Genomic DNA, 15,846 nt, shown 5'->3' on the forward strand with positions numbered 1-15,846 from the left:
CCTTCAGGGGGTGTGTGGCGCCAATGAATCAGGCGGCGAGGGCCATGCCGTTGGCGCCCACCTTCACGGGCGTGATTTCACGGCGCACTTGCTCGCCGGCCTGCTCTTCGGCCACGCGCAAGTCGTAGGCCGTCTGCAGGTCCATCCAGTACTGGGGCGTGGTGCCAAAAAAGCGTGCCAGGCGCAGCGCGGAGTCAGGGCTGACGCCGCGGCGTTCACGCACGATGTCGTTCACACGGGGGGCGGGCACGTGCAGGCGAATGGCCAGGCCACTGGCCGACAGACCGTGTTTTTCCATGAACTGCGAACGCAGGATGGCACCGGGATGCTGAGCTTGTGACTTGTTCATGATTTCACGCAGAGTTCGACTTCAGTGAACCTATCGTATGAGTTTCGGGGGATTTAGATTGTCAATCCGGTGACAATGTTACGCTCTGCATCTAACCATTTCAGGGGGTGTAGGGGTATATCCCTATAACGTTGAACGTTCCATGGATGAAATTCGTGCGTCGGGCGCTGTCCCTGCGGGCCTGCTGGCCGCCTTGCGCAGCCAGGGCTGGTTTGCCACGTGTGAAGATGGTTTTCAGCTGGCCTTGCTGGGGCAGGCCCGGCTGCAGCACCTGTCGGCCGGCGACACCTTGTTTGCCCGTGGCAGCGAGGCCGATGGCCTGCACTGTGTGCTGGCCGGGGCCGTGAAGATCAGTTCGGACGACCCGGTGAGCGGCGCGCAGCGCCTGTGGGCTTACCTGGAGCCGTATCAATGGTTTGGCGAGCTGTCGCTGCTGGACGGGCAACCCCATTCGCTGGACGCCATCGCCGACCAGGACAGCCGCATCCTCACGGTGCCCAAGGCCCGCCTGGACGCCTGGCTGCAGGCGCACCCTCGGCATTGGCGTGAACTGTCGCGCCTGGCCTGTGCCCGGCTGCGCGGGCTGCAGGCGGCCACCGAAGACCGAGATCAACTGTCGGTGGACGACCAGGTCGCCCGTCGCCTGGTCTTGTCGGCCAGCAACGCCGGGCAGCTCGTCTGGGGCCACTGGCGCCGCCGTGTGCGCCTGCCCCAGGAGCACCTGGCCAGCATGCTGGGCGTGTCTCGGCAAACCATCAACAAAGCCTTGCGCCGCCTGGAGCGTGATGGCCTGCTGCGCCTGGGCTACGCCGAGATCGAGATCCTGCAACTGGAGCACCTGGTGGTGCGGGCGGGCACGTTCGATCCGGTGGTCTACCCCGGCATGGCGGTGCCGCCCTGGGTGCTCAAGGCGGTCAGCGGGCCTTGACCCCCACCTTGACCCCCACCTTGGCCGCCGCCGCCTTGGCCTTGGTGCGTGCCGTGTCCAGGTCCGCATCAAAGGCCAGGGCCACGCCCATGCGGCGCTTCACAAAGCTCTCGGGTTTGCCAAATAGGCGGATGTCGGTGCCGGGTTCGGCCAGGGCCTCGGCCACGCCTTCAAACACCACGTCCTGGGCGTCCACGCCGCCGTAAATCACCGCCGAGGCGCCCGGGCTGCGCAGGCGGGTGTCCACTGGCAGGCCCAGGATGGCCCGCGCGTGCAACTCAAACTCGCTTTGCACCTGGGTGCACAAGGTGACCAGGCCGGTGTCGTGGGGCCGGGGGCTCACCTCGCTGAACCACACCTGCTCGCCCTTGACGAACAGCTCCACACCAAACAGACCCTGGCCGCCCAGGTTGTCGGTCACGGCCTTGGAGATCTCGCGTGCCTTGCGCAGGGCCTCGGGGTGCATGGGGTGGGGCTGCCAGCTCTCCACGTAATCGCCGCTGACCTGGATGTGACCGATGGGCTCGCAGAAGTGGGTGACCACTTCGCCTTGCTGGGCCCCGCTGCCGGCGGCACGCACCGTGAGCTGGGTGATCTCGTAATCGAAATCGATGAAGCCTTCGACGATGACGCGGCCGTGGCTGACGCGTCCGCCCTCCATGGCGTAGGCCCAGGCCTTGGCCACGTCGGCCGGGCCGTCGATCTTGCTCTGCCCCTTGCCGGACGAGCTCATCACCGGTTTGACGATGCAGGGGTAGCCGATGCCAGGCTGGCCATCGGTGCCCTCGATGGCGGCTTGCAGTTCGGTCAGCGAGTCGCAGAAGCGGTAAGGGCTGGTGGGCAGGCCCAGGGTTTCGGCGGCCAGGCGGCGGATGCCCTCGCGGTCCATGGTCAGGCGCGCGGCGCGGGCGGTGGGGATGACGCGCACCACACCCTCGGCCTCCAGGGCCTCCAGCACCGGGGTGGCGATGGCCTCGATCTCGGGCACCACCAGGTGAGGGCGCTCGGCCTCGATCAGCGCGCGCAGTTGCTGCGCGTCGCTCATGGCGATGGTGCGGCTGTGGTGCGCCACCTGTTGGCCGGGGGCGTGCTCGTAGCGGTCCACCGCGATGGTTTCCACGCCCAGGCGTTGCAGGGCGATCAGCACCTCCTTGCCCAACTCGCCAGCGCCCAGCAGCATGACGCGGGCGGCCGAAGGAGACAAAGGGGTGCCCAGGGGCTGGGTGTGTGCGGTGGTGCTCATGGTGTGGGGGGCTGATCGGCAAGAAGTGAGACGGTGCATTTTCAAGGATGATGCACGCATGAATCAAAGTAATCGCATCGGCATCATGGCCGCCATGCCCGAAGAGCTGCAGGCCTTGCTGGACCGCATGGTGGACGACACCCCGGTGACGCTGGGCGGTCGCACGTTCTGGTGTGGGCAACTGCAAGGGGTGGAGGTGGTGGTGGTGCTGTCGGGCATCGGCAAGGTGGCGGCGGCCATCACCACCACCTTGCTGCTGCAGGCCTTCGAGGTCAATGAGCTGTGGTTCACGGGCGTGGCCGGGGGCCTGGCGCCCCAGGTGCAGGTGGGGGATGTGGTGGTGGCCGACGCCCTGGTGCAGCACGACATGGACGCCTCGCCCCTGTTTGCGCGCCACGAATTGCCCGGCTTGGGCCTCAGTCACCTGCAGGCGCCCGCTGCGCTCATCGACGAGGTTGTGGGTGTCGTGGCGCAGGCGCAGCCCCAACCTGTGCACCGTGGGCTGGTGCTCAGTGGGGACCAGTTCGTGGCGTCGGCCGGCCAGGTGGCCGAGCTGGTGCAACGCCTGCCTGGCGCCCTGGCCGTCGAGATGGAAGGCGCCGCCGTGGCCCAGGTGTGTCACGCATTCGACAGGCCTTGCGTCATCGTCCGCACCATCTCTGACCGCGCCGATGAGGCTGCGCCGCAGGATTTCGGGCGCTTCATCGCCGAGGTGGCCAGTCCCCGGTCAATGGCCATCGTGATGGCCCTGCTGTCGGCGCGTTCCAAGCGGTAACTTGATCATTTTGTGCACTTCTGCCGCCGCAGCCGGTGCCATGCACTACAGGCTTCAGGCGCCGCGCCGATACCGATGCGTGTAGCGGCGGAGAAGAGCTCATGACAACATCGTCCGATCTGGTTCAGCAGGATGTCGCCCAAGCGGTGATGACGTCACAGATGGTGACCGAATACGACGCCGATGGGCAGATCACCCAGGTCAACGAGGTGTGTTGTCGCAGCCTGGGCCATCGTCCAGAGGCTCTGGTTGCGCGCGGCGTCGACCAATGGATTGAGCCGGAAGAGCAGGCAGCATTTCACACGGTGTGGGCCACGGTGCTGGCAGGGCAGTGCCACATGGGTGAATGGCGTCGGCGTCATGCCGATGGACGTTTGATGTGGTTGCGCCTGGGGTGGGTGCCCTTGATGGATGCGTCTGGCCAACTGCGCAAGGTGATGGAGTTCTCGTGCGACATCACCGACACCAAAGCCCGTTCGTTCGAGGATGCCTCACGGCTGGCCGCCATCTCGCGCTCGCAAGGCGTGGTCGAGTTTTCGCTCGACGGCACCGTGCTGATGGCCAACGCGATGTTTCTGTCCACGATGGGATACCGCGAAGACAACGTGGTGGGACAACACCACCGCATGTTCATTGAGCCTGATGAGGCCCGCAGCGGCGCCTATCGCAGCTTCTGGCTGAAGCTGGGGCAGGGAGAATCGCTGGAAGACGACTACTTGTGTCTGGCCCATGGTGGTCGACACGTCTGGCTGCACGCCACCTACAGCCCGGTGCTGGACGCCGAGGGACGTCCGCACAAGGTGGTCATGTACTGCCACGAGATCACGGCGTCTCGCATGGCCTCGCTGGAGAATCAAGCCCGTGTGGACGCCATTGGTGCCGGCCATGCCTTGTTGGAGCTTGACGCCAAAGGGCTGATCCTTGCGGCCAATGACGTGGGGTGTCAGGCCATGGGTTATCGCCAGGCCGATATGGTGGGCAAGCTCGAAAGTGATTTCATGTTCGAAGACGACATCAACCATCCTGCTTACCAGGAAGGCTGGCGGCGTCTGCGTGCTGGACAAGGGTTGCAGACCGAGGTTCGGCGCCGTGCCATTGACGGCCGAGAGGTGTGGTGGGCCTCCACCATGAGCCCCGTCATGGGCCCGGATGGTCAGCTGGCGAAGGTGCTGGTGATTTCGCAGGACGTGACCGCCCTCAATGCCAGCCGGCTGGACCTGGAGGGCAAGGTGGCGGCCATTGATCGGGCTCAGGCCGTCGTGGAATTTGACCTGCAGGGCAAGGTTCTGAGCGCCAACGACAACTTCTTGCGCTTGCTGGGCTATGCCCTGGATGAGGTGAAGGGGCGCCCTCATCGGATGTTTGTCACGCCCGCAGAGGTGGCTTCGGCCGCCTATCAGGCGTTCTGGGATCGCCTTGCCCGCGGCGAGTTCGTGTCAGGCGAATTCCGGCGCATGGGTCGTGATGGCAAAGAGGTCTGGATCCAGGCCACGTACAACCCGATCTTTGGTCGGGACGGCAAGCCCACCAAGGTGGTGAAATACGCTGTGGACATCTCGCAGCAGAAGATGCGCAACGTCGAACATGAGGCCAAGTTGTCCGCCATCGACAAGGCGCAAGCGGTGATCGAGTTCGATCTGGACGGCAACGTGCTGTCGGCCAATCGCAACTTCCTGATGACCATTGGCTACACGGCCCGCGAGATCGTAGGACACCACCACAGCATGTTCTGCACGCCCGAGCACACCCAGAGCGAAGAGTATCGAGATTTCTGGTTGCGCCTCAATGAGGGCCAGTTCATCAGCGGGCGCTTTCATCGGGTGGGTAAATACAGTCGTGACGTGTGGATCCAGGCTACTTACAACCCCATACTGGATGCCAACGGGCAGGTGGTCAAGATCGTCAAGTTCGCGCATGACGTGACCAAGGAAGTGCAGCTGGAGCAGCACATCTCGACGAAGTCACGGGACATGGCCCACAGCGTGCAAAGCCTGATCGACAGCATCACCAACATCGCGGCCAACAGCGGTGTGGCGGCTGAGACCTCCGAGCAGGCCACGTTGGCCGCCCGATCAGGCTTCGAGGCTGTGCAGCGATCGATCACCATGATCGATGCCATCCAGGCCAGCTCGTTGCGCATGTCGGAGATCGTTCGGGTGATCAGCGAGATTGCCAACCAGACCAATCTGCTGGCCTTCAATGCGGCCATCGAGGCGGCGCGGGCCGGCCAGCACGGCGTCGGCTTCTCGGTGGTGGCGGGCGAGGTTCGCAAGCTGGCCGAGCGGAGTTCGCAAGCGGCCCGCGAGATCGCCAAACTCATTGATGAGTCGGTGATTCAGGTCAATGCCGGTGCCGAGGTCAGCAAAGACGCCGCCCAGAAGTTCGAGGGGGTGATGTCCAGCGTGGGTCGGGCTGGTCACAGCGTGCAGCAGATTGCCAAAGAGGCAGAGCAGCAGCGTGAGGTGGCTCATTCGGTCTCCTCGCTCATCGAAGCGCTGGTGCTTGACGGCAGGGTTGTCCCGTGAGCCACGAACCGCTGCGACACTACGGCGGCTTCGAGCTGGCCGGTATGTCGATGGCTTTGCCACTGACGTCATTGCGCGAGGTCCATCCCTGGTGCGAGCTGGTAGAGATTCCCAGTCCTTCGGCGGCGGTCATGGGGGCCTTGTCATTGCGTGGCACCCTTGTACCCGTGGTGAACCTCTCGACTGTGCTGTCTCGTGGACCACAGATCCAACGTTGGGGCTGTCTGATCGTCATGGTTCACGAAGGTCAGATCATGGCGCTGGCGGCGGATGCGGTCACGGGCGTGTTCTCGTGCGAACCGTCAACGCTGCACCCCATGCGGGGTCAAGATCCTGTGGCGTCCATTCTGGCCGCCAATGTGTACCGAAGCGATCAGGACCGAGAGGTCTGCCTCTTGTCCGTGGCTTCGGTGTTCTCCTTGCCAGGGGTGGTGTCGGTGGTCGATCCAGAGCCGCAACGTCAGCAGGTGGGTGAAGGGCTGCTGGAGCGCAGCGATGACTCGCACCCACTGATGCTCCTGCGCTGTGGTCGGGTACCCATGGCGATTGACGCCATGGCGGTGGCCGGCACGATACCGGCGCCGGCGCTGCGCCCTTCCGCCCTGGCCCAGGGGCACTGCCTGGGCGTGGTGTCTCATGCTGGGCGAGACATTCCGGCCGTGGACCTGCAGTCGCTGTGCGGCCTGGGGGCCATGGACGTCTCTGCTGGCATGCAGGCGTTCGTGCTCACACTCGACGAGGGCGAGGTGGCTCTGTTGATGGGGGAAGTGCTGGACGTGGTACGGGCGCCAGCCGAATCGGCCCTGCACGTGCCCGCTTATGCCTTGCCTGCGCGTGATTTGTTCGAAGGTGCTGTGCCCACGTCGGCACTCAGTGAAGACGTCGTGAAACGCCTGGGCATGCAGGTGTCTCAGTTCTTGTGGTTGTCGGCACAGGGCCTGCGACAACACCCTGCGCTGATCAGCCTGGCCTCCATGAGCGATGGTCAGACCTCATCTGACCACGCGCACGGATTCAAGTCTGCATCGTTGGCGCAGTCGATGCTTACCTATGCCCTGGGCGGCGATGCCGCCACCCCGCTGGAACAGGTCAGCGAAATCCTGCCCTACGACCCCGGGTTGTGCGTGTTTGCGCAGCAAGGTGCCTTGCTGGGCATCCTGGTCAACCGTGGCCGGTCCATCCCGGTGATGTGCCTGAGTCGCCTTACGGGGCTGGCATCGCCGGAAGTCAGCCCCGCGGTCAGTGTGCTGGTGGTGGTGCATGAAGGGCAGCATGTGGGCTTTGCTGTGCCCGCCCTGCGCTCCATCGAGCCGTCAGACTGGTCCCCCGAGTTGCCCGCCATGGGGCAGCCTGGCGGCGACCCTCTGGCGCAGGCCCTGTCGGGACGCCGGTTGGTGCAGGTGGGAGTGCCCGGCCAGCAACGCATGCTGCCCTTGCTGGACCTGCAACAGGCCGCACGCAGCCTCATCGAGCAGGGCCAGCGAGAAGCCGTGGCCGCATGATTGGGCCCCTAAATCGGCACTACTTCACGGATGCCGGGCTCGGCGGGAGCTCAGACTCGGCGTAGCAAACTCCGGGCGTCATCGGCATGATCCAGCTCCTATTTGCCCTGGACGTCGACCCAGGGCTTCTGATCTACGGCAGCTACAACCCTTGGCTGGTGGCGCTGTCGGTGGCCATTGCGGTCTTCTCATCGACCATGGCCCTGAACGCTGCCACCCAGGCGCGTGACATGCACAACGCCCACTTGCGGCGTGTCACCCTGCTGGCTGGCAGCCTGGCCCTGGGGTGCGGCGTGTGGGCGATGCACTTCATCGGCATGCTGTCGTTTGCCCTGTGCACCACGGTCAAGTACGACGTGGCCATCACGACCGCTTCGCTGTTGCCCAGCATCGGGGCTTCATGGGTGGCGCTACAGTTGCTGGCGCAAGATCGCGTGTCGTGGCGTCAACTGCTGGTCAGCGGCGTGCTGGTCGGGGCGGGCATCGGTGCCATGCACTATGCGGGCATGGCTGCGATGGACATGCCGGCCCAACTGCGGTATGACCCCTGGATGTTCGCGCTGTCCATCGTGGTGGCGGTGGTGCTCGTCGTGCTGGCCTTGTGGATCCGGTTCGGCATGGGGCGCCTCATGAGCACCCAGTCGGCGGTGGTGCTCAATGTCCTGGCGGGTACCGTGATGGGCATGGCCATCTCGGGCATGCACTACACCGGCATGGCCGCTGCCCGGTTCATGGGCGAGTCGCTGGACCCCAGCGTGCTCGATCTCCAGGACCCGGTGCCCTTGGCCCTGTCCATCTCGCTGGTGACCGTGGTGGCCACGGTGCTGGTGGCTGCTGCCAGTGGCCTGGCCCAGTACCGACAGCTGATCGAGCGTCTGCAAAGCAAGGAAAACAAACTCAGTGCCATCCTGGACACCGCGCTGGACGGCATCCTTGTTTTTGATCATCAAGGCCAGATCATCCGCGTCAATCCGGGGGGCGAACGCATCTATGGCTGGTCTCGGCATGAGTTGGTCGGGCACAACGTCACCACCTTGTTGTGCGAACCGCTGCGCACGCAAGTGTTGCAGGACGTGCCCGCGTTCATTGACCGTCTCAAGCAAATGGTGGGGCTGGAGTTCATGGCGGAGGGGCAGCATCGCCAAGGGCACCGCGTGCCGCTGCGCCTGGTGCTGGGTCGGGCCGTGGCCGATCAGCATGACGTCTTCGTGGCCTACGTTTCCGACGTCAGCGAGCGCGTGAAGATGGAGTCGGCACTTCGTGCCAGCGAGGCGCAGTTTCGCACCCTGATCGCCAACATCCCGGGCATTGCGTACCGCTGTCGCCTTGACAAGGGCTGGCCCATGGTGTTCATCAGCGACGCGGTGGAGCGCATCACTGGATTTCAGGTGGCTGACTTCCTGGGGGGCTCCCCTCGCGTGCGCTTCGCCGATCTGGTGCCTGCTGATGAGGTGAGCCAGGTCAGCGACCTGGTCATGGCGTCGGTGCAGCGCGGCGAGTCCTTCGTGCTGGAGTTTCGGTTGCGCCATCGCGAAGGCGGCTGGCGATGGATGTGGGGAAACGGAAGCCTGGTGCGCGATGACGAGGGCCGGGCGCTGTACATCGACGGGGTGCTGCTGGACATCACCGAGCGCCGCCAGATGGAAGAAGACCTTCGTGACGCGAAGGAACGAGCCGAAGCAGCCGCAGCGGCCCGCAGCTCATTCCTGGCCAACATGAGTCACGAAATCCGCACCCCGATGAACGCCATCATTGGCTTCACCGAGGTGGTACTGGGCAGCCACGATATCCCGGACGCTCAGCGCAAGCACCTGGACACGGTGCGCCGGTCGGCCCGATCGCTGCTGCACCTGCTCAATGACATCCTGGACAGCTCCAAGCTGGAGCGTGGCGCATTGGAGCTGGAGTGCCTGGACTTCAACCTGCGCGATTTTGTGGCGCAACTGTGTGCCGAGCAGGCCATTCAGGCAGCGCGCAAGGGCTTGACCCTCCACCATGATGTGCACGCATCGGTTGAGCCCTTTGTGCGCGGCGACCCGCACCGGCTGCGCCAGGTGTTGATCAACCTGCTGGGCAATGCCGTGAAGTTCACCGAACTGGGCAGTGTGACCATGACGGTTCAACGCGACGCTGACATGCTGCATTTCGCGGTGCGCGACACAGGCATCGGCATTCCCGCCGATCGGCTGCAGAGCATCTTCGAGCCGTTCACGCAGGCCGATGCCTCCATGAGCCGCCGTTTCGGAGGCACCGGCCTGGGTACCACGATCAGCAAACAGCTCGTCGAGCTGATGAACGGTCGCATCTGGGTGGAGAGTACGCTGGGGCAGGGCAGCACCTTTCATGTTTGCGTGCCCTTGGGTGCAGGACAGGAGGCTTTGGCAACGGCCGCCGGCGGCACCGACATCGTGAGTCTGCCGCCCTTGCGTGTTCTGGCGGTGGACGACGTGCCGCAGAACACCGAACTGTTGTTGGTTGCGCTTGGCCAGTTGGGGCACACGGTGGTGGTGGCCGACGACGGCCGCCAGGCAATCGATCATTTCCGCCAATCTGAGTTTGACGTGGTGTTGATGGACGTGCAAATGCCCGTGATGGATGGCCTGCAGGCCACCTGTGCGATCCGAGAGATCGAGCAGTCTCAAGCCCGTGTGCGCACGCCCATCCTGGCGCTGTCAGCCAGCGTGTTGCCTGAAGATCGGGCCGCGGCCGTGGACGCCGGCATGGACGGATTTGCCGTCAAACCTGTTGAGCTTCCCCAGCTGCTGGCCGAGGTGGCGCGAGTGACGGGCCTTGGCCCGCCGGCAGGCATGGGGCAGGCGATGACTGAGACGGCACCGGATTCGAGCTCGTGGTTGCCCCTGAACCCTGAGATCGTCGATCAGCAACGCGCCTTGCGCCGGTGGGGGCAGACGGAGGCCTACAGGCAGGCCCTGCAACGATTCGTGCGCGATCAACAAGCCTGGCTGGACGCCACGGACCACCACACCCCGCCCTCTGAAGCCCTTCGTGTGGCCGCAGAGGCTCATCGACTCAAGGGCGCAGCCAGTAACCTGGGGCTGAGTTTGCTGGCGGCGGCGTGTGAACCTCTCGAGCATGCCGCGCGTGCCCATGAGCTGGCGGTGGTGCCCATGCTGTGGGTTGAGATGCGTGATGCCCTGACGCTGACGCTGGGCAATCTTCAGCAGGGCTTGAGCAGCGCCGTCACGGCGCAGACGCAGGTCTTGGCATCGGCCGCGCCCCGGCTCTCTGCCCCACAGGCCCATGAGCTGGCCGGGCAGGTGATGACGGCCTTGCGGCGAGGTGAGCCACTGGAGCAGGAGCTGCAATCCCTGTTGGGAGGCGTGGCCCATTGGGTGGATGAGCCGCAGCGCCTGGCAGTTCTGCAGGCCGTGGATGACTTTGATTTTGACCAGGCGGCCTCGGCGTTGAGCGCCCTGATGAGCGAGGTGCCCACACAAGACCACCGCGAGGAGGACACCCATGTGGACCGTTGACAAGGAACGCAAGCCCTGCGTGTTGGTCGTGGACGACGAAGCCACCAACCTTCAGGTGTTGCGCCAGATTTTGCAGGATGACTATCGCCTGTTGTTTGCCAAGGACGGCCGCAAGGCCTTGGAGCTGGCACGCACCGAACGCCCTCAACTGGCGCTGCTGGACGTGATGATGCCCGACATGACCGGGCTGGACGTGTGCCGAGAACTCAAGGCCGACGCCCGCACCGCCGACATGCCTGTGATCTTCGTGACTGCGCTCAGCAGCACCGAAGACGAGACGGCTGGCTTTGAATTGGGGGCGGTTGATTACATCACCAAGCCAGTCAGCGCCCCGATCGTGAGGGCGCGTGTGCGAACACACCTGTCGCTTGTGCGCGCAGACGAACTGCGCGACACCCGCCTGCAGATCATTCAGCGCCTGGGCCTGGCCGCCGAGTACAAGGACAATGAAACTGGTTTGCACGTCATCCGCATGAGCCACTACGCGCAGGTTCTGGCTCGCGCCACCGGATGGAGCGAGCCTGCCGCTGAAGAGTTGTTGGCTGCAGCACCCATGCATGACATTGGCAAGATCGGCATTCCTGATGGAATTTTGCTCAAGCCTGGGCCGCTCAGTCCCGAAGAATGGGAGGTGATGAGACGCCATCCCATCATTGGCGCTGAAATCATTGGCGAGCACCCCTCATCCCTGCTGCGAATGGCGCGCAACATCGCGCTGGCTCACCATGAGAAGTTCGATGGCACCGGCTATCCGCATGGCCTGGCCGGAGAGGCCATTCCCATTGAAGCGCGCATCGTGGCCGTGGCCGACGTCTTCGATGCGCTGACCACCGAGCGCCCCTACAAAAAAGCGTGGCCAGTGGACGAAGCCTTCAAGACCATCGCCGAGGGGGCCAGCAAGCACTTTGACCCGGTGATTGTTGAACAGCTGTTTGCTCAGCAATCGGCCATCCTGGCCATCAAGGAGCGCTGGAAAGAAGACGGTGCGGGCATGGCCGCCGCGTCTTCTCGGGCTGACTGGGCTCAGTGAGCCGTGTCCTGCTTCATCTGCTTGCGCAGGGCCACCGCATCCACGCTGCGCGCCTTGTCTTGCGCATCCAGCATGAACACCTGCACCGTGTTGGCCACCTGTTGGGCATGACTGGCCAGGTTCATGGAGGCGGCGGCTATCTGCTCCACCGCCGCCGCGTTTTGCTGCGTGATGCCATCCAGCTGAGACACCGCCGAGTTCACTTGCGAGATGCCCGAGAGCTGCTCGGTGGCGCCATGGCTGATGGTCTCGATCAGGGCCCCCACACGCTCCACCGCCTGCAGTGCCTCGCTCATGGTGCCCGCAGCCACCCCCGTGAGTTCGCTGCCCTGGTGCACCTTCTCTGACGAGTCGGTGATCAGTTGCTTGACCTCGCGGGCGGCCGTGGCCGTGCGCTGGGCCAGCGCTCGCACCTCGGACGCCACCACCGCAAAGCCTCGGCCTTGCTCGCCCGCACGGGCGGCCTCCACCGCCGCGTTCAGCGCCAGGATGTTGGTCTGGAAGGCGATGCTGTCGATCACCTGGATGATGTCGCCAATGCGGCGCGACGACTCTTCGATCGCACCCATGGTGCTGGTCACGTTCTGCACGGCCGCGGTGCTGCGCCGGGTGATCGCCAGTGTCTCTTGGGCCAGTTGCGAGGCCTGCCCTGCGTGGTCGGCGCTGTGCTTGACCGTGCCGGTGATCTGCTCCATCGAGGCCGCAGTTTGTTGCAGGTTGCTGGCCTGCGATTCGGTGCGGCCCGACAGGTCCTGATTGCCCAGCGAAATCTCCTGAGTGGCGTGCATCAGGTCGTCCACACCATTGCGCGCATCGCGCACGATGGAGCGCAGGTTCACACTGAGCTGGTTGAGGCTGCGCGTGAGCTGGCCCACCACATCGTACCGGTCGGTCTGGATTTCTTGCGTCAGGTCACCTGCCGCCATGCGGTTGGCCGTGTCGATCAGGGCCTGGATCGGGCCCAGCGCCACGCGGTTGACCAGGGCTCGGGTGCCCCACACGGCCACAGCCATCAGGGGCAGGCCCAGGTACAGCGGCGCGCTGCTGTCGGGGTGCTGCCCCTGCCACAGTCCGCAGCCATAGGCTGTGCCAGCCACGGCGGCCGTCACCCAGGTCAACTTGCCAGACAGGCCGGGCTGCAAGGCCAAGTGCAAGCGGCCCAGCCAGGTGTTGCGCAGCACGCGGCCCTCACGCAGCACGTGCACCAGACGCCCACTGGATTTCTCTTCGCGCATGCGCTGGTACAGGGCCTCGGCCTCGGCCACCTGCTCGCGCGTGGGCTCGGTGCGCACCGACATGTAGCCCGTGGGCTGATCGCCCTGCATCAGCGGCGTCACATTGGCCTGCACCCAGTAGTAGGTGCCGTCCTTGCGGCGGTTCTTCACGGCAGCCGACCAGGGCTTGCCCCGAGCGATCGTGTCCCACATGTCCCGGAAGGCTTCTTCGGGCATGTCGGGGTGGCGGATCATGTTGTGCGGCTGCCCGAGCAACTCTTCGCTGCTGTAGCCGCTCACCCGGATGAAGGCCGGGTTGCAGTACAGAATGCGACCCTTGAGGTCGGTGGTGGACACCAGCGTTTCGCCCTTGGGAAAGGGGTACGCCTGGTCAACGATGGGTTGGTTGAGTCTCATGCACGCATCCACGCTGTCATCAGCAGGAACGTGAGCCCCCCTGCCTGGGCCAGGGCACCGCCCTGATGCCTGAATATCGACTGCCTTGACATGTTCTTGACCTCCCTTTGCCTTTGCTTTATCGGCCGCGTCGACAACTTCTTGATCAATATCAATAGAGGGCGGTGCAGGCAGAATCCCACCTGGATTTGCCACGGCCGCCGCCAGACCTCTTCATGACCGACCCTTGTGACACCACCTTGCCGAGCTGGCCCCACGCTTACCCGCTCACGGGCGCCAGCGCCATCCTGAAACGCTGCAACGAAGACTTCGTCGTGACCGAGCTCCCGCTGCAGTTGCCCTGCGGTGAAGGCGAACACCTGTGGCTGGACGTTGAAAAGAACGGCGCCAACACCACCTTCGTGGCCCACCAACTGGCCCAGGCCGCCGGCGTGACGGAGCGTGACGTGGGCTACGCCGGCCTGAAGGACCGCCATGCCGTCACCCGCCAGTGGTTCAGCATCTACCTGCCCCATGGAAAAGCGCAGGCCCGCACGCCCGACCTGAGCACCCTGGTGCATCCCGAGTTCAAGGTGCTGAGCCAGCGCCGCCACCTCAAGAAGCTGCGTCCCGGTGACCTGCAGGGCAACCGGTTCAGCATCGTGTTGCGCGAGGTGCGCGGCGACCGCGACGCCATCGAGGCCAACCTGAAGGCCGTGGCCGCCCATGGCGTGCCCAATTACTTTGGCGCCCAGCGCTTTGGCCACGACGGGGGCAACGTGGCGCAAGGCCGGGCCATGCTGGCGCGCGACATCCGCGTGCGCAACCCCAAGAAAAAGGGCATTTACCTGTCGGCGGTGCGCTCGTTCGTGTTCAACGAAGTGCTGGCCTGGCGCATACAGCAGGGGCTGTGGGGCCAGACCCTGCCCGGCGACGTGCTGGACGACGCGGGCCGGCCCACCGGCCCCCTGTGGGGACGCGGCCGCGTGAGCACCACCGAGCAGGCACAGGCCCTGGAAAACGCCGTGGCCCAACGCCACGCCACCTTGTGCGACGGCATGGAGCACGCGGGCCTGGACCAGGAGCGCCGCGCCCTGGTGGCCCACCCGCTGGACATGTCATGGACGTGGCGACAAGCCGACGAACTGGCGCTCACGTTTTCATTGCCTGCCGGCAACTACGCCACCTCGGTGTTGAGCGAGATCGTGCGCACCACCGAGCCGGAACGGCAGACCGACAGCGAGACGGTGGCCGCCGAGCAGTGATGCCGCAGTGCTGGGTTGGTGGCTGCAGGGCCGTCACTTCGTTGGGCGATTTGCGGCCGGCGCAATCTTCGAAGCATCGTCCCAGGTCTGGCGCGGCGCAATGGTCGACTTGTTGCCGCTCAACTCCAGTTTGACGGCAGAGACGGCGTTGTGAATCGCCGAGCCAATCATCTTGTGTGCTTGCTCGTGTTCGACCTGCACGCGCGCTGCGCGCTCTGCTGGGTCATGGTGCGGCAGGATGATCGGGAATGCAGCCCCCCTCAATGGCCCCCCAGGCTGAGAGTCATGCCGGAAGTGAATCGGCATGCGCTTGGCGCCCGGTTCGTAGGTCACGTCATCACCCGTCCAGCGCAGCGCCAGCGCACGCCGCGGCGTCGTGCGGGACTTGTTGCCGAACGAGCCGTGCAGCGTGAGGGGATGGAACATGAGGATGTCGCCAGGTTCCATGTCCCAGTGCAGAAGGTCGTACTGGTCCGGATTGGCATTGATGTCGGGAATGTCGTCTGCGTTTTCATCGATCAGTGCCGCCACGTAGTCAGGCGACAAGGCCTTGAAGCGCTGCGGCCACTTGTGTGAGCCCTTCACGTACAACAGTCCGCTGTTTTCGGTCGTCACCGGATTCAAGGGGATCCAGAAGGACGTGATCTGTTCGCCGCGAATCGGCCAGAAGGTCAGGTCCTGATGCCACGGGGTGGGCGCATCGGTGCCAGGTTCCTTGATGAACATCTGGTCATAAAAAAAACGAACCTCTTCGGACCTCATCAAGTCCTTGGCCCAGCGTGCAAAGGGGCCGTAATAGATCAGGTCGCGCAGCACATCGATGCGTTTCCACAAGAAGATGTCCATCTTGTAGCCCTCGGTCTTGCGCGACATGAACTTGCCCGTCACAGATTGGGCGTTACGGGCTTCTTCGATACCGCGCTCCACCATCTCCACCCAGTTTTTGTCCAGCGCACCCTTGAGCATGATGACGCCATCGTCGTCATAGCGCTTGAGTTCTTCGGCCGTGAGTTGACGGACGGGAAAGGCAGGAAAACCCATGGAAACCTCGATAAAGTGATTGAACTATCGTAAATGATAGAGTTATCAGTAAATTGTGACTTCAGGGTTTCTACTTGGGGTGCA

At 64.3% G+C, this 15,846-nt stretch carries 11 protein-coding genes; 7 read left to right on the forward strand and 4 right to left on the reverse strand.

The features are described from left to right. Positions 1–28: 28 nt before the first annotated feature. Positions 29–349 (reverse strand): HigA family addiction module antitoxin, encoded by a 321-nt coding sequence (locus tag WNB94_RS10230; protein ID WP_341390272.1) that lies wholly within the window; start codon positions 347–349, stop codon positions 29–31. 142 nt (positions 350–491) lie between these two features. Between WNB94_RS10230 and WNB94_RS10235 the strand changes: the two genes are divergently transcribed. Continuing rightward, positions 492–1,277 (forward strand): Crp/Fnr family transcriptional regulator, encoded by a 786-nt coding sequence (locus WNB94_RS10235; protein ID WP_341390273.1) that lies wholly within the window; start codon positions 492–494, stop codon positions 1,275–1,277. Here WNB94_RS10235 and purT read toward each other — a convergent pair. Beyond that, complete coding sequence (purT, locus tag WNB94_RS10240) at positions 1,264–2,520, reverse strand: formate-dependent phosphoribosylglycinamide formyltransferase (RefSeq protein ID WP_341390274.1); 1,257 nt, start codon at positions 2,518–2,520, stop codon at positions 1,264–1,266. The two genes, WNB94_RS10235 and purT, sit on opposite strands and share 14 nt — an antisense overlap. Positions 2,521–2,578: 58 nt before the next feature. Here purT and WNB94_RS10245 point away from each other — a divergent pair, with 58 nt between their 5' ends. The 5 genes from WNB94_RS10245 (at position 2,579) to WNB94_RS10265 (ending at position 11,846) form a co-directional block, all read left to right on the forward strand. Beyond that, complete coding sequence (locus tag WNB94_RS10245; protein WP_341390276.1) at positions 2,579–3,295, forward strand: 5'-methylthioadenosine/adenosylhomocysteine nucleosidase; 717 nt, start codon at positions 2,579–2,581, stop codon at positions 3,293–3,295. A 101-nt stretch (positions 3,296–3,396) separates the two neighbouring features. Beyond that, positions 3,397–5,820 (forward strand): PAS domain S-box protein, encoded by a 2,424-nt coding sequence (locus tag WNB94_RS10250; protein ID WP_341390277.1) that lies wholly within the window; start codon positions 3,397–3,399, stop codon positions 5,818–5,820. Next, positions 5,817–7,322: a chemotaxis protein CheW gene (locus tag WNB94_RS10255; RefSeq protein WP_341390278.1), complete on the forward strand. Its 1,506-nt coding sequence runs from the start codon at positions 5,817–5,819 to the stop codon at positions 7,320–7,322. The genes WNB94_RS10250 and WNB94_RS10255 overlap by 4 nt, the downstream gene beginning before the upstream one ends. 86 nt (positions 7,323–7,408) lie before the next feature. Then, positions 7,409–10,816 carry an MHYT domain-containing protein gene (locus WNB94_RS10260; RefSeq protein ID WP_341390280.1) on the forward strand — a complete coding sequence of 1,136 codons (3,408 nt, stop codon included), beginning with the start codon at positions 7,409–7,411 and terminating at the stop codon, positions 10,814–10,816. Then, a complete protein-coding gene (locus WNB94_RS10265; RefSeq protein WP_341390281.1) occupies positions 10,803–11,846 on the forward strand; it encodes a response regulator in 1,044 nt (347 codons plus the stop codon). Before WNB94_RS10260 ends, WNB94_RS10265 begins: the two co-directional genes overlap by 14 nt. Here the strand turns inward: WNB94_RS10265 and WNB94_RS10270 are convergent. Continuing rightward, entirely contained in the window at positions 11,840–13,477 is a 1,638-nt protein-coding gene (locus WNB94_RS10270) for a methyl-accepting chemotaxis protein (RefSeq protein WP_341390283.1), read from the reverse strand. The two genes, WNB94_RS10265 and WNB94_RS10270, sit on opposite strands and share 7 nt — an antisense overlap. A gap of 215 nt (positions 13,478–13,692) precedes the next feature. On the opposite strand from WNB94_RS10270, the gene truD reads away from it, so the two are divergent. Then, on the forward strand, positions 13,693–14,721 hold the full coding sequence (gene truD, locus WNB94_RS10275; RefSeq protein ID WP_341390284.1) for a tRNA pseudouridine(13) synthase TruD: 1,029 nt from the start codon (positions 13,693–13,695) through the stop codon (positions 14,719–14,721). A 33-nt stretch (positions 14,722–14,754) separates the two neighbouring features. Here truD and WNB94_RS10280 read toward each other — a convergent pair whose 3' ends face one another. Next, positions 14,755–15,762 carry a phytanoyl-CoA dioxygenase family protein gene (locus WNB94_RS10280; protein WP_341390286.1) on the reverse strand — a complete coding sequence of 336 codons (1,008 nt, stop codon included), beginning with the start codon at positions 15,760–15,762 and terminating at the stop codon, positions 14,755–14,757. Positions 15,763–15,846: the final 84 nt, after the last annotated feature.

The sequence above is a fragment of the Aquabacterium sp. A3 genome (assembly GCF_038069945.1).
Taxonomy (GTDB): Bacteria; Pseudomonadota; Gammaproteobacteria; order Burkholderiales; family Burkholderiaceae_C; genus Aquabacterium.